This is a genomic window from Rubrivivax soli, from assembly GCF_049810355.1.
Lineage (GTDB): Bacteria > Pseudomonadota > Gammaproteobacteria > Burkholderiales > Burkholderiaceae_C > Rubrivivax.
In genome coordinates, this window is record NZ_CP187368.1 from 5,674,595 (window position 1) to 5,688,137 (window position 13,543).

At 68.6% G+C, this 13,543-nt stretch carries 13 protein-coding genes; 4 read left to right on the forward strand and 9 right to left on the reverse strand.

From position 1 onward, the window contains the following. The first annotated feature begins 228 nt into the window (after positions 1-228). The gene (locus ACPOLB_RS26090; RefSeq protein ID WP_425258981.1) at positions 229-2,736 is read left to right on the forward strand and encodes a TonB-dependent receptor; all 2,508 of its coding nucleotides are present in this window, start codon (positions 229-231) and stop codon (positions 2,734-2,736) included. A gap of 51 nt (positions 2,737-2,787) precedes the next feature. Here ACPOLB_RS26090 and ACPOLB_RS26095 read toward each other — a convergent pair whose 3' ends face one another. Continuing rightward, positions 2,788-4,560, reverse strand: a complete 1,773-nt coding sequence (locus tag ACPOLB_RS26095; protein WP_425258982.1) for a transposase — start codon at positions 4,558-4,560, stop codon at positions 2,788-2,790. A gap of 401 nt (positions 4,561-4,961) precedes the next feature. Next, a complete protein-coding gene (locus tag ACPOLB_RS26100; RefSeq protein WP_425258983.1) occupies positions 4,962-5,954 on the reverse strand; it encodes a class I SAM-dependent methyltransferase in 993 nt (330 codons plus the stop codon). 93 nt (positions 5,955-6,047) lie between these two features. Between ACPOLB_RS26100 and ACPOLB_RS26105 the strand changes: the two genes are divergently transcribed. Further along, positions 6,048-6,542, forward strand: a complete 495-nt coding sequence (locus ACPOLB_RS26105; protein ID WP_425258984.1) for a hypothetical protein — start codon at positions 6,048-6,050, stop codon at positions 6,540-6,542. 27 nt (positions 6,543-6,569) lie between these two features. On the opposite strand, the gene ACPOLB_RS26110 is transcribed toward ACPOLB_RS26105, so the two are convergent. The 7 genes from ACPOLB_RS26110 to ACPOLB_RS26140 form a co-directional block, all read right to left on the reverse strand. Further along, a complete protein-coding gene (locus ACPOLB_RS26110; RefSeq protein ID WP_425258985.1) occupies positions 6,570-7,328 on the reverse strand; it encodes a 3-hydroxyacyl-CoA dehydrogenase in 759 nt (252 codons plus the stop codon). 42 nt (positions 7,329-7,370) lie between these two features. Beyond that, positions 7,371-8,027, reverse strand: coding sequence for an adenylate kinase (gene adk / locus ACPOLB_RS26115; RefSeq protein ID WP_425258986.1), 657 nt, complete (start codon positions 8,025-8,027; stop codon positions 7,371-7,373). Positions 8,028-8,165: 138 nt separating this feature from the next. After that, positions 8,166-8,912 carry a 3-deoxy-manno-octulosonate cytidylyltransferase gene (kdsB, locus tag ACPOLB_RS26120; protein ID WP_425258987.1) on the reverse strand — a complete coding sequence of 249 codons (747 nt, stop codon included), beginning with the start codon at positions 8,910-8,912 and terminating at the stop codon, positions 8,166-8,168. A gap of 10 nt (positions 8,913-8,922) precedes the next feature. Beyond that, entirely contained in the window at positions 8,923-9,120 is a 198-nt protein-coding gene (locus tag ACPOLB_RS26125; protein WP_425258988.1) for a Trm112 family protein, read from the reverse strand. Then, a complete protein-coding gene (lpxK, locus tag ACPOLB_RS26130) occupies positions 9,117-10,184 on the reverse strand; it encodes a tetraacyldisaccharide 4'-kinase (RefSeq protein ID WP_425261980.1) in 1,068 nt (355 codons plus the stop codon). Before lpxK ends, ACPOLB_RS26125 begins: the two co-directional genes overlap by 4 nt. Further along, on the reverse strand, positions 10,181-10,597 hold the full coding sequence (locus ACPOLB_RS26135) for an ExbD/TolR family protein (RefSeq protein WP_425258989.1): 417 nt from the start codon (positions 10,595-10,597) through the stop codon (positions 10,181-10,183). Before ACPOLB_RS26135 ends, lpxK begins: the two co-directional genes overlap by 4 nt. After that, positions 10,594-11,226, reverse strand: coding sequence for a MotA/TolQ/ExbB proton channel family protein (locus ACPOLB_RS26140; protein ID WP_425258990.1), 633 nt, complete (start codon positions 11,224-11,226; stop codon positions 10,594-10,596). Before ACPOLB_RS26140 ends, ACPOLB_RS26135 begins: the two co-directional genes overlap by 4 nt. A gap of 343 nt (positions 11,227-11,569) precedes the next feature. Here ACPOLB_RS26140 and xseA point away from each other — a divergent pair, with 343 nt between their 5' ends. Then, on the forward strand, positions 11,570-12,892 hold the full coding sequence (xseA, locus tag ACPOLB_RS26145; protein WP_425258991.1) for an exodeoxyribonuclease VII large subunit: 1,323 nt from the start codon (positions 11,570-11,572) through the stop codon (positions 12,890-12,892). A 55-nt stretch (positions 12,893-12,947) separates the two neighbouring features. After that, positions 12,948-13,529: a Fe-Mn family superoxide dismutase gene (locus tag ACPOLB_RS26150; RefSeq protein ID WP_425258992.1), complete on the forward strand. Its 582-nt coding sequence runs from the start codon at positions 12,948-12,950 to the stop codon at positions 13,527-13,529. Positions 13,530-13,543 lie beyond the last annotated feature (14 nt).

The window sequence follows — 13,543 nt, forward strand, 5'->3', positions numbered from 1 at the left end:
CCCTCTAGAGCGAGGCACGGCGGCCGGCGAAGGCAACTTCGCGCGGGCCCGGCGTGCCCCGTGGCCGCGGGGCAGGTCATGGGTTTCCCGGGGGGCCGCGCAAGACAGCGGCCTTGACAATCGCCTCACACGTCTCAGGAGATGGGCTGCACAACGTTTACAAAACGGGCATGCGGCTTGCTCCAAGACCGGGTCTTTCGATCAACTGTCACCACAGGAGTGAATTACATGTTCAAGCGAACGAAAGTTTGCGCAGGGGTCCTCGTGGCCCTGGGCGGCACGCTGGCCGCCACGTCGATGCCCACCTGGGCGCAGACCGCCGAGCGCATCGAGATCACCGGTTCGCGCATCAAGCGCGTCGACGCCGAAGGCGCGCTGCCGGTCACGAGCATCGGCCGTGCAGAGATCGAAGCCAGCGGTGCCTCGTCGGTCGCCGAATTCATGCGGACCATCCCGTTCGCCTCGACCGGCAACTTCCGTCCGCAGTCGGGTTCGTCGGCCCAGTCGTTTGCTGAAATCGACCTGCGTGGCCTGGGTTCGGCGCGCACGCTGGTGCTGATCGACGGCCGCCGTGCCGCCAAGGGTCCGATGGTGGGTGACGCCGTCGACCTGAACATCATCCCGATGGCGATGATCGAGCGCGTCGAAGTGCTGACCGACGGTGCCTCGGCCGTGTACGGCTCCGACGCCATCGGCGGCGTGGTGAACTTCATCACGCGCAAGGACTACCAGGGCCTCGAGCTGATGCTCGGCGCCACCAAGCCCAGCGTGAAGGGCGGCGACCGCAGCGAAGGCTCGGCCACCATCGGCATCCAGGGTCCCAAGGGCCGCCTGATCGCCGGTGCCTCGTTCTCGCAGCGCGACATCATTTTCGCGAACCAGCGTCCCTGGACGGTGAACCGCGGCGCATCGGTGTACGGCAACAACTACACCACGAACGACCCGGTGACTGGTGACCGGTTCAACTTCACCGCCATCCCGGGTGGTTGCAACGACCCCAACTTCTACATCGTCACCAACCCCACGACTGGCGTGAGCAGCTGCCGCTACGACTTCACCGCCGTCGCAGCCGACGAAGCCGCTGTGCGCAACAGCTCGGTTTTTGCCCGTGGCGAGTACCAGATCAGCGACAGCTGGACCGGCTACCTGGGCGCCTCGGTGGGCCGCGTGGACAGCTTCGGCCGCTACGCCCCGACGCCTGGTCTGCTGGAGATCGCCGCTGATAGCCCGCAGAATCCGCTGCCCGGTCAGGTCGTGAACCTGTACCACCGCTTTGCTGCCGCCGGCAACCGCGACAGCACGACGGACAACAACTACTACAACTTCAACCTGGGCGTGCAGGGTCGCCTGTTCGACTTCGCCGACGTAGACGTCGGTGTGCGCCGCAGCGACTCGAAGTACTACGAACTGGGCCGCAACTACATCGTGCGTCCGATCGCCGAGCAGTTCATCAACGACGGCACCTACGACATCCAGAACCCGGCTGCCAACGATCCCGACACACTGAACGCCATCAAGGCAACGATCACGCGTGACGCGCGCATGAAGGAACTGGAAGGCTACGCCAACGCCACGTTCGACCTGTTCTCGATGAGCGGCGGCAAGGCGCAGATGCTGGTCGGCCTGGAGCGGCGCACCGAGCTGTTCAGTGACCAATACGACTCGCTGTCGGAAGCCGGCGTCATCGAAGGCAGCGCCGGCAACTCCGCCGGTGGTGGCCGCACTGTGTGGGGCGCCTACGCCGAAGCACTGCTGCCGATCCTGAAGACGCTGGAAGCCACCGTGGCCGCCCGCTACGAGCGCTACTCCGACTACGGCAACGACTTCTCGCCGAAGTTCGGCCTGAAGTGGAAGCCGCTGCCGACGCTGTCGCTGCGCGGCTCGGTTGGCAAGGGCTTCCGTGCGCCCAGCCTGCCGATCCTGACCCAGAAGACCACGTTCTCGGCCGAGAGCGTCGTCGATCCGGATTCGTGTGCGGTGCTGAACCCGGGCGAGGATGACTGCCAAGTCAGCACCTTCACGATCGCCAACCCGGCGCTCGACTCGGAGAAGTCCAGCCAGTTCAGCTTCGGCGGCATCTGGGACGCCACGCCCTGGTTGAGCCTGAAGGCCGACTACTGGTCGGTGAAGGTGACCGACGTGATCCGCGAGATCACGGCGCAAGACATCGTCGACCGCGACAACGGCACCGATCCCCGCCCGATTCCTGCTGGCCTGGGCCTGACCCGTGCCGGCGGTGTCATCACCCGCATCGATAGCGGCTACGCGAACGAAGGCGAACTGGCCACCAGCGGTATCGACATCAGTGTCGCCACCACGTTCCAGCTCGGCGGCATGGGCCGCGTGCGCAACGAGGTGCGCTGGGCGCGCGTGCTGAAGTACGAAGAAGGCGGTTTCGACTTCAACGGCTCGATCGGCCAGCCCAAGGACCGCATCACCATCACCAACGACTGGTCGATGGGCGCGTTCAAGGCAGCATGGAACGTCAACTACATCGGTCGCAACGAATACAACCCGAACAGCGCGACCGACCTGCGTCGCCAAGGTGGCTACACCACCCACGACCTGCAGTTCGGTTGGGACACCCCCATCAAGGGCAGCCAGCTGAACCTGGGCTTCGTGAACGTGACCGAGAAGCTGCCTTCGCGCTACAACTTCAGCGGCCGCGAGTTCAACTTCAACCTGTACGACGCCTACGGCCGCCAAGCCTACGTGCGCTACACGCAGCAGTTCTGATCTGCGAGAGCCGTGCCGCTGCGGCGGCATGTCCAAAGGGGCCCCTCGGGGCTAGCCGTTCTCGCTAGGAGTTGCTAAGCCAGCAGCTCGGTTCGTTTCAGACCCCTCCCGCCGCAAGGTGAGGAGGGGTTCTTCTTTTCGGACGTCGAACAGTTCAGCCGGCCAGACGCCTGGCGGCAGCGGCTTGGGCTCTGCAGGTTTGGGCGGTGCCCTCCGGCGCGGTGGCAAAGGCGGTTGGTAATAGATGATGTCCTCCGCCGTAATTGGTCCCTTCGCCAATCCGAGCCGCATGGCGGGAGTCTTCCCGTCTTCGCCGACCTCGCAATAATTGAAGTAGGTTCGAAAGATTTCTACCAATTTCACCAGAACCGCTGGGTTATAGGCATTCTTACCAAACCAAAGCCTTCTGTCGGCGCTCGCGCTGATAACCCCTCGTTCGGCTACCGTGAGCGCTCGTCGAACTTGCATGAAGAATCTATCGACAGCCGTAAGCGACGCCTTCAGATGCAGTCGAGCGAAATGCCGAAGCTGGTCGCTCCTCTTTTCAGGGTCAGTTTCCGCTTCGTCGATATTGGTGAGCCACGAAACTCCCTTTTGTGGCTCTCGCATGTCCGCGATTGGATGCCGAAACCAAGGGTCGCCCCACTTGCCAATAAGTGTTGGGCTGCTCAACTCCTCCAGGGCCAGGATTAAGCTGGCCTCTTCCTCGTCAACTCCGGCGTCATCCATTACCTTCCGGAGTCGCCGCTTGGCGGCGCCAACAATCCCCTTCTTCTGGTCAACCGTGAATTCCTTGAGGACCTTTACGTAGAATGCGTCTGCGGTCCTATTTAGAACGCGTTCCGGAACGCTCACCAAGATTGCAGCTCGAATACCAGATTCTTGGTCAACGAAGAATCTTAGTTTCTCTGCCTTCTGCAGCAATCTCGTCACGAACTGAATATGCGCCGCCATGACGGTCTGCTCGTGCAAGAGCATGCCCTTGGCCGGCGTCCTGGTCGCCGTCGAGGGGTCGTCGCCGCTCTCGATGTCCTCGCGCTCCTGAGCCGCGTCATAGGTGTTCTTGACAGCCGCGAGCAGCTCCCCAGGCAGCTCAGTTGGCTCCTCGCTGGCCCGTCGGGTGCCCTTACGGCTCGCGGCAGCCCGTACCGCAGCGTCATCCCAGTCTTGGGGTAACCAAACCCGAGCAAACCGTCGAAAGGGTTTTGCCAATCGCTGGTCGCCGAATTTTGTCATCTCCTCCTTGACCTTCTCACTATCCATTTCGCCGTCAAAGTTGACGTTCGCGGCGTACAGGTAGCCTGTTATTTGGTCAGCGCTGGCGATGGAAAGGAGGACGGTATTCTTTCTGCTCTTCCGGTCCGACCAGTTGACAATGAGCTTTTGTCGGTCGGTCGAGATATACCTCTTGCCGAGGTCTTCCCGGTCAAGAAGCCCACGCTCTCGCTCGCCCGCGAACATCTGGCATTGCTCGTGGATAAAGTCGATTCGGTCGTAGAGAACAGCAGGCGAAATTCCCAGCACCTTGATGATTCGCCGCAAGGGCATCGAATTCATCAGATGCTCGAATATGCCAATGTTCGGATGGGTTTTCTGCTGGCGCTTTGTTGAGCGACCGCCAAAGACGAAAATCTTTCGACAGGCCCCGCACTTGAATCGCGGCGTGCCGTGTGCGTTGGTTCCGAATCTTGTGTGCCGCCCGCTATGTTCAGGCTCGGCTTTGCGGAATAGCTCGCAGTCCTCGTTGGGACACGTTGGAACCCGGGGCTCCAGGTATCGGCCGATTCGTAATAACTCTTCCGCGATGGCCAGATTGCTCTGCATGGGAAAGCTTTCCCTGCAAAGGTGGCAATACAGATTTGGTTGACCCTTCCCGCTGGCGACGACGCGGTAGTCTCCGGGTGCGTATCCACCCGGCTTTCGGGCGGCGGCCCCACGCTTGGACTCGTTGTGAGGCGGTACGCCAAAGTTGGCGCACTTGGGGTTCCGGCAGTGGTTGACCTGGATGCCGGCGGCGGTCGGAGGGAACCGCCAGGGCCATTCGCCGGACGAAACCGCTCCTGGAAGCGATTTCACCTCAGACAAAGAAGCGCCCCAGTCGTTGACTGGGGCGCATTGTGGGCCAATCAGGGTCGCCTTAGCAACTCTTTCCGAGAACGGCTAGCCCTCGGGGCCCCTTTTTCATGGTGATGCGCTGGTGGCCCCGGCGCCCCGGTGGGGCACGTTCAGCCGATGCGCACGGCCCAGCCCATCAGCCACGGCCCTTCGTGCAGCGGTTGCACCTGCGCCTGCCGCGGGCTGCCCAGCCGGGCTGCCAGCGCCTCCACCGCCGCGGCATCGAGCGCGCAGCGCAACAGGTCCTGCAGGCGCACGCGGCTGTCCGCCAGGTGAGCGCGCAGCACCGGCAGCCGTGCCTGCGCAACCTCTGCGCCTTGCCGGGCGGCCAGGTCGAGCAAGGCAGCCAGCGCCTCGCGGGCCTCGAACAGCACATCGGGACAAGGCGCGCCATCGGCACGGCGCTGCAATGCCTGCTGCAACGCATTGAACTGCTGGCGGTGCTGCAGTGCCTGCGCATCCTGGGCCAGTGCTGCGCGGCCCTCGGCGGTGGCAGCACGCGCGAGCAGCGGCAGCATCGTGCCGGCAGCGTCGAGCAGGCCGTGGGGTGCCAGCAGCCAGTCGATGTGGCCGACCTCGTCGCGGGCCAGCGTCACCGGGCGTGCCTCGACATGGTGCGCCAGCAGGGCCGCACGCGCCGAGGGCTGCATCACGCGCCGCAGCTCCGGCACGCTCTGCGCCAGCGCCGTGTACTCCAGGCCGTACTGGCTGACCACCAGCGCGAAGCGGCCGTCCTCGAAGGGCAGGCGCTCGGCCGCCGTGCTGCCGTGGAAGCACACCCGCGCGCGCTGTGCCGCGGGCAGTTCCTGCAGCCAGGCGGGCGCCACGGGCGCCAGATCGACCGCATCGCAGCAGATGTCGGCCTCGGGCCGGTGCGTGATGACCAACTGCGCGATGGCGCCGTTGCCGGTGGCCAGGTCGAGCACGCGGTCGCCGGGTTGCAGCGCGTCGAACGTGCTGCGCCAGAACTCGGCGATGGCGCCGCCGTAGTTGCCGCGAAAGCTGGTGGCGCAGGAGTGCAGGGCGCCGCTGCGCCAGTAGCTGGCCCAGGCGCTCCGGCTGGCGGCGGCATCTGCAGCGGTGGTGGGTGGCGCGTTGCTCATGGTGATGAAGATGGTCGAGGTTAGGATACCTGCAGCGCCTGCCCAACGATTGCGAACACGATGCCCAAGCCGACATCACCGACCCTGAGAACCTTGCTGCTGCTGTGTGCGACCGGCCTGCCGGCGGCACCCGTGTGGGCCGATGCGGCGGCGATCGCCGCGTGCCGCACGCTGGCGGACGCGGCGCCGCGGCTGGCCTGCTACGACGCGATCGGGCGGCCGCCGGCAGCACCCGCGGCATCGAAGCCGGCGCAGGCGCCGGCGGCGAAAGAGGCGCCCGCAGTGCCTGCGGCTCCGGTGGTTGCCGCACCGCCTCCGGATGCTCCGGCCGACTTCGGCCTCGAGCGCCGCAGCGCGGCGGCCGCAGACCCCGAGGTGCGCAGCCAGGTGCGCGGCCGCTTCGAGGGCTGGCAGCAGCGCACGCGCATCGCGCTGGCGAACGGACAGGTCTGGGAAGTCACCGACACCAGCCGGGCGGCCTACTGGCTCGACAGCCCGGCCGTGCGTGTGCGGCGCAACGACTTCGGCGGCTACTCGATGGAGATCGACGGCGTCGCGCGCGTGCTGCGCGTCAAGCGCGTCGAGTAGGCAGGCGGCGGCACGCCGCCGCCGCCGTCACTTCGGCGCCAGCCGGATCGCGCCGTCGAGGCGGATCACCTCGCCGTTGAGCATGTCGTTCTCGAAGATGTGCTTCGCCAGCTTGGCGTAGTCCTCGGGCGTGCCCAGGCGGCTGGGGAAGGGCACGCCGGCGGCCAGCGCGTCCTGCACGTCCTGGGGCATGCCGAACAGCATCGGCGTGCCGAAGATGCCCGGCGCGATGGTCATGTTGCGGATGCCGTTGCGCGCCAGGTCGCGCGCGATCGGCAGCGTCATGCCGACGACGCCGCCCTTGCTGGCGCTGTAGGCGGCCTGGCCGATCTGCCCGTCGTAGGCCGCGACGCTGGCGGTGCTGATCAGCACGCCGCGTTCGCCGGTGCTCTCGGGCGCGTTCTTCGCCATCGCCTCGGCCGCCAGGCGGATCATGTTGAAGCTGCCGATCAGGTTGACCGTGATCGTCTTGCTGAACACCGCCAGCGGGTGTGCGCCGTCCTTGCCCACGGTCTTCACCGCCGGTGCGATGCCGGCGCAGTTGACCAGGCCCATCAGCTTGCCCAGGCCGGTGGCCGCGGCCACCACGGCCTGTCCGTCGGCTTCCTGGCTGACGTCGCACTTGACGAAGACGCCGCCGATCTCGCGCGCGACCGTCTCGCCCCGCTCGACCTGCAGGTCGGCGATGACCACCTTGCCGCCGTTCGCGGCCAGCATGCGTGCCGCGCCCTCGCCCAGCCCGGAAGCGCCGCCCGTGACGATGAAGACCTTGCCTGCGATGTCCATGTTTCCTGTATCCCGTCTGCCTGGTGCTTGTTCGTCAGCGCGTCAGTGTTCCAGCGCCGCCAGCGCGCGCGCCGTGATCTCGTCGACCGTGCCGGTGCCGCTGATGCGGCGGTAGCGCGGCGCCATCATGTCGCCGGTGCCTGCCCAGGCCGAGTAGTAGTCCACCAGCGGGCGGGTCTGCGCCTGGTACACGTCCAGGCGCTTGCGCACGGTGGCTTCCTTGTCGTCGTCGCGCTGGATCAGCGGTTCGCCGGTGACGTCGTCCACGCCCGCCACCTTCGGCGGGTTGAACTTGGTGTGGTAGCTGCGACCCGATGCCACGTGGAAGAGGCGGCCGCTCATGCGTTCGATGATCGCGGCGTCGGGCACGTCGATCTCCAGCACGACGTCGAGCTTCACGCCGGCGGCCTTCATCGCGTCGGCTTGCGGAATGGTGCGCGGGAAGCCGTCGAAGAGGAAACCGTTGGCGCAGTCGGGCTGCGCGATGCGTTCCTTCACCAGGCCGATGATGATGTCGTCGCTGACCAGGCCGCCGGCGTCCATCACCTGCTTGGCCGCCAGGCCCAGCGGCGTGCCGGCCTTCACCGCGGCACGCAGCATGTCGCCGGTGGAGATCTGCGGAATGTTGAACTTGCGGCAGATGAAGGCGGCCTGCGTGCCCTTGCCGGCGCCAGGCGCCCCCAACAGGATCAATCTCATCGGGTGGTTTCCTTGAAGCAGTCGTTGTGATGCCGTGGCCGCTGCCGCGCGCGCCGCGCCAGCGTTGTCTCTGCGCGCATTATCACCGCCTGGCCTGCACGGTCCTGACAAGGCCGCGCAGTGCGGCAGCGTGCTGCTTCAGGCCAGCAAGGCCCGCACGCGGGCCAGGTCCTCGGGCGTGTCGACGCCGGCGCCCGGCGCGTGCAGCGTCACGTGCACCGCGATGCGCTCGCCGTGCCACAGCACCCGCAATTGCTCCAGCGCCTCGGTGCCTTCCAGCGGCGCCGGCGGGAGCTGCGGGAAGCGGCGCAGGAAGCCCGCGCGGTAGGCGTACAGCCCCACGTGGCGCAGCGGTGCCGGCTGCGTGGGCAAGGCGCCGGGCGGCCCGTCGCGCCAGCAGGGAATCGGGCTGCGCGAGAAGTAGAGCGCGCGGCCGGCGGCGTCGATCACGGTCTTGACGATGTTGGGGTTGCGGAAGTCCGCGTCGGTCTCGATGGCGTGCGCGGCCGTGCTCATCACGCAGTCCGGGCGCTCGGCCAGCAGTTCCGCCACGCGGCGCACCAGCGCCGGGTCGATCAGCGGCTCGTCGCCCTGCACGTTGACGACCAGGTCGTCGCCGTCCAGCCCGAGCAGCGTGCAGGCCTCGGCCAGCCGGTCGCTGCCGCTGGGGTGGTCCTGCCGCGTCAGCAGCGCCTGCACGCCATGGGCGGCGCAGGCCTGCAGGATGCGCGGGTCGTCGGCTGCAACGACGACGCGCGCAGCACCCGCCAGCGCGGCGCGCTGTGCCACGCGCACCACCATCGGCAGGCCGGCGATGTCGGCCAGCGGCTTGTCGGGCAGGCGGGTGGACGCCAGCCGGGCAGGGATCAGGACGCTGAACTGCATTGCGGCCGGCTCAGCGTGCGCTCGGGCCGTCGACGCTGCGCGCCTCGTTCTCGAGCATCACCGGGATGCCGTCGCGGATGGGGAATGCAAGCCGGTCGGCCGGGCACACCAGTTCGACCGGCCGCGACTGCTCGTCGCGCGCCATCTCCAGCGGGCCCTTGCACACCGGGCAGACGAGCAGGTCGATGAGGCGATGGTCCAGGGTCATGGCGGTGCGGTCGGTGGTGGCGGCAGTGGGGGCGGGCCCATGTGGCGCAGCAGCGGCTGCAGCACGGCGTCGGGCAGCGCGAAGTCTAGTCCCACGACCCAGACCCGCGTCGCGCCCGCTCGGCCCGGCAGCAGCTTGGTGGCGTCCTTTTCCGTGACGACCACGTCGGGCGTGCCTGCAGGCCACGGCAGGCTGGCGTAGTCGTGGTGGTCGGGCAGCGCCAGTGGTGGCGGCTGCAACTGCAGGCCTGCCGCTTCCAGCATGGCGAAGAAGCGCTGCGGCGCCGCGATGCCGGCCGCGGCCAGCAGCGGCCGGCCGCGCAGCGCCGCCAGCGCGGTGGCGCCCGCGGCATGGCCGGCGTGCCAGTCGGCCAGCGGCACGGCGCTGCCCAGGCGGCGTGCGGCCAGCGCCCCGGGCAGCGCCGTGCTGGGGCGCGGCGCGTTGTACAGCAGCAGCTGCCGCGGCTGCAGCGCCGCGGGCAGCGGCTGGCGCAGCGGGCCGGCGGGCAGCAGCAGGCCGTTGCCGGCCCCGCGCTCGTCGAACACGATCAGCTCCACGGCCCGCGGCAGCGCGTGGTGCTGCAGGCCGTCGTCGGAGACCAGGACGTCCACCGCCGGTTCGGCTGCGAGCAGGGCGCGCGCCGCGGCGACCCGCTGCCGCCCGACCCACACCGGCACGCCGGAGCGGCGGCGCAGCAGCAGCGGCTCGTCGCCGACCGCCGCGGCCGTGCTGCCCGGCTGCACGGCGTGCACGCCGTCGGCGCTGCGGCCATGGCCACGCGAGACGATGCCCGGTCGCCAGCCGGCCGCCCGCAGGGCCTGCACCACGGCCAGCACCGTGGGCGTCTTGCCGGCGCCGCCGACGATCAGGTTGCCGACCACCACCACCGGCACCGGCAGCGCGGCCGGCGCGCGCCGCGTCGCCCGGCGCAATGCCAGCAGCGCACCCAGCAGCCACGACAGCGGCCGCAGCAACTGCATCGGCAGCGAGACGCTGCTGCGCCACCAGTGGCGCTGCAGCCAGGCCTCGAGCCGCGCCCGCAGCGGCGCGCCCGCGGCCATCAGCGGCTGCCGGACTGCGAGGCGAAGGTCAGCCGGGCCAGGCCGGCGCGGCGGGACGCGTCGAGCACGTTGATCACCGACTGGTGCGCCGCCATCGCGTCGGCCGAGACGATGACCACGGCGTCCTGCCGGCCGGCAGCGGCTGCCGCCAGCTCGGCCGTCAGCAGCTCGACGCTGCGTCCGTCGACCGCCTTGCGGTTGACGGCGTAGCGGCCGTCGGCGGCGATCGACACGATGATCTCGGCCGGCCGGTCCTGCAGCTTCTCGGCGTCGGCCGACGGCAGGTTGACCTGCAGTTCCGTGAAGCGCGAATAGGTGGTCGACAGCATCAGAAAGATCAGCACCACGAGCAGCACGTCGATGAACGGGATCAGGTTGATCTCCGGTTCGTCGGGCGGGCGGCGGCTGAACTTCATGCGGCGGCCTTCACCACGAAGCGCATCAGGTGCGGCACGAGGCGCTGCGCGGCGATCTCCATCTGCAGCTGGTAGGCGTCGACGCGGCCGCGGAAGTAGCGGTAGAACATCAGCGCCGGGATGGCGATGATCAGCCCGAAGGCCGTGTTGTAGAGCGCGATCGAGATGCCGTGCGCCAGCATCTGCGGGTTCGATGCGCCGCTCGGCGCCTGCGAACCGAAGATCTCGATCATGCCGACCACCGTGCCGAACAGGCCCAGCAGCGGCGCCGCGGCGGCGATCGTGCCCAGCGTGTTGAGGTAGCGCTCGGTGCCGTGCACCGCGGTGCGGCCTGCATTCTCGAGCGCCTGTCGCAAGGCCTCGTCGGTGATGCGGGGCTCGGCGATCACGGCCCGCAGCCCGGCGGCGAGCACGCCGCCCAGCACCGAGTTCTCGGCCAGCTTGTTCACCACGTCGGCCGCCGGCAGGTTGTTGCGCGAGACGCTCAGCACCTCGTCGAGCAGCGTCGGCGGCGCCACCAGCGGGTCGCGCAGGTGGTACAGACGTTCGATGATCAGGGCCAGCGCCACGACGGAGCACGCCAGCAGGGGCCAGATCGGCCAACCGGCCGCTTGTATGATCGACAGCAAGGGTCTTCTCGCTCTTCTCGGGTGAGGGCGGCAGCACCGCAGCGCGGCGGATTATGGCCGATGGTCGCGGCCCCGCGGCGCGATGGCGGCGACACGCCCCGCGCACCACGCGCCACTGTCCACCGGAACTGTGGACAACTTTGTGGAGAACCTCGCCGGGCCACGCGCAAACCCGCGCCGCTGCGACGTCTGCTTTGGATTGCTCAAAAATTCAGCAAGCAAAAAGTCTTGCAAATCAAGCACTTGGACAATTTTGACACCACCGTGACAAGGCCGATGCGCCGCTTGGCGTGGTCTGGCGCGCCTGTGGAGTTCCCGAGCCGCGCCGTTGCTGGCTTTCCCGATGATTGAGCCTTCTGTTGCTTCGCCGCAGCGCCAGGTCTGGAGCGTGGGCGCATTGTTGCTGGCCACGGGCGACACCCTGGCGGCACGCTTCGGTGCCGTCGCGGTGCGTGGTGAGCTGTCGGGCTTTTCGCGGGCCGCCAGCGGGCATTGCTACTTTTCGCTGAAGGACGGCGGCGGTGCGCAGGCGCTGCTGCGCTGCGCCATGTTCCGCCGCGCGGCGTCGCTGCTCGACTTCCGGCCGGCCGACGGCCAGCAGGTCGAACTGCGTGGCCGCCTCGGGGTCTACGAGCCGCGCGGCGAACTGCAGATGGTGGTCGAGTCGCTGCAGCGCGTGGGCACGGGCACGCTGTACGAGGAGTTCCTGCGCCTGAAGGCGCGCCTGGAGGCGCAGGGCCTGTTCGACCCCGCGCGCAAGCGGCCGATCGCCACGCTGCCGCGGGCCGTGGGCATCGTCACGTCGCTGCAGGCGGCGGCGCTGCACGATGTGCTGACGGCCTTCCGCCGCCGCGCGCCGCAGCTGCGCCTGGTGGTCTACCCGAGCCCGGTGCAGGGCGCGGAAGCGCCGGCCGCGCTGGTGGCCGCGCTGGCGGCGGCCAACCTGCGCCAGGAGGTCGATACCCTGCTGCTGGTGCGCGGCGGCGGCTCGCTCGAGGACCTGTGGGCCTTCAACGACGAACGGGTCGTGCACGCCGTCGCGGGCAGCCGCATCCCGGTGGTGTGCGGGGTCGGCCACGAGACCGACATCACGCTGTGCGACCTGGCCGCCGACCTGCGGGCGCCCACGCCCACCGCGGCCGCCGAGCTCGCGGCACCGGCGCGTGCCGACCTGCTGGCCGTGCTGGACGTGCGCCAGGGCGCGATGCAGCGCGCCCTGGCGCGGGCTGTCGACCGCCAGGCACAGCGCCTGGACACCCTGGCCCTGCGCCTGGGCCGGCCGGCGGCCAGCGTGCTGGCGCAGCAGGGCCGGCTGCAGGGGCTGGGGCCGCGGCTGATGCAGGCCCTGCGCTTGCAGCTGGCGCGGCAGGGCCAGGTGCCGGGCGCGCTGGCCGCCCGGCTGCAGCGGGCGGCGGCGGTGCAGCTGCAGCGCGCGCAGGCCGGCCTGGACGCCCGCACCCAGCGCCTGGGCGCTCTCGACCCGCACCAGGTGCTGCACCGCGGCTACGCCTGGGTGGAAGGCGCCGACGGCCGCCCCGTGGTGTCGGCGCTGGCGCTGCAGCCCGGCCAGCAGGTCACCGCGGTGTGGGCCGACGGGCGTGCCCGGGCCACGGTGCAGGATGTCGCCCCTGCAGTGCCATCCAAGCCCACGACGCCCGCACCCTGAACGCTGCGTGCCTACAATCCCGCGCTTCGAACGACAACCCCAGACGAGGATCTCCATGGAACATACGCTGCCCGCCCTTCCGTACGCCATCGATGCGCTCGCACCGCACTACAGCAAGGAGACGCTGGAGTTCCACCACGGCAAGCACCACAACGCCTACGTCGTGAACCTCAACAACCTCCAGAAGGGCACCGAGTTCGAGGCCATGTCGCTGGAGGAGATCATCAAGAAGTCCAGCGGCGGCGTGTACAACAATGCGGCCCAGATCTGGAACCACACCTTCTTCTGGAACTGCATGAAGCCCGCCGGCGGCGGCGAGCCCGGCGGCGCGCTGGCCGCGGCCATCACTGCCAAGTGGGGCAGCTACGCGGCCTTCAAGGAAGCCTTCGTGAAGTCGGCCGTGGGCAACTTCGGTTCGGGCTGGACGTGGCTGGTCAAGAAGCCCGACGGCACGGTCGACATCGTCAACACCGGCGCCGCCGGCACCCCGCTGACCACCGCCGACAAGGCGCTGCTGACCGTGGACGTGTGGGAACACGCCTACTACATCGACTACCGCAACCTGCGCCCGAAGTTCGTCGAGACCTTCCTCGACAAGCTGGTGAACTGGGGTTTCGCGGAAGCGAACTTCGCCTGACGCTGCAGAGCCCG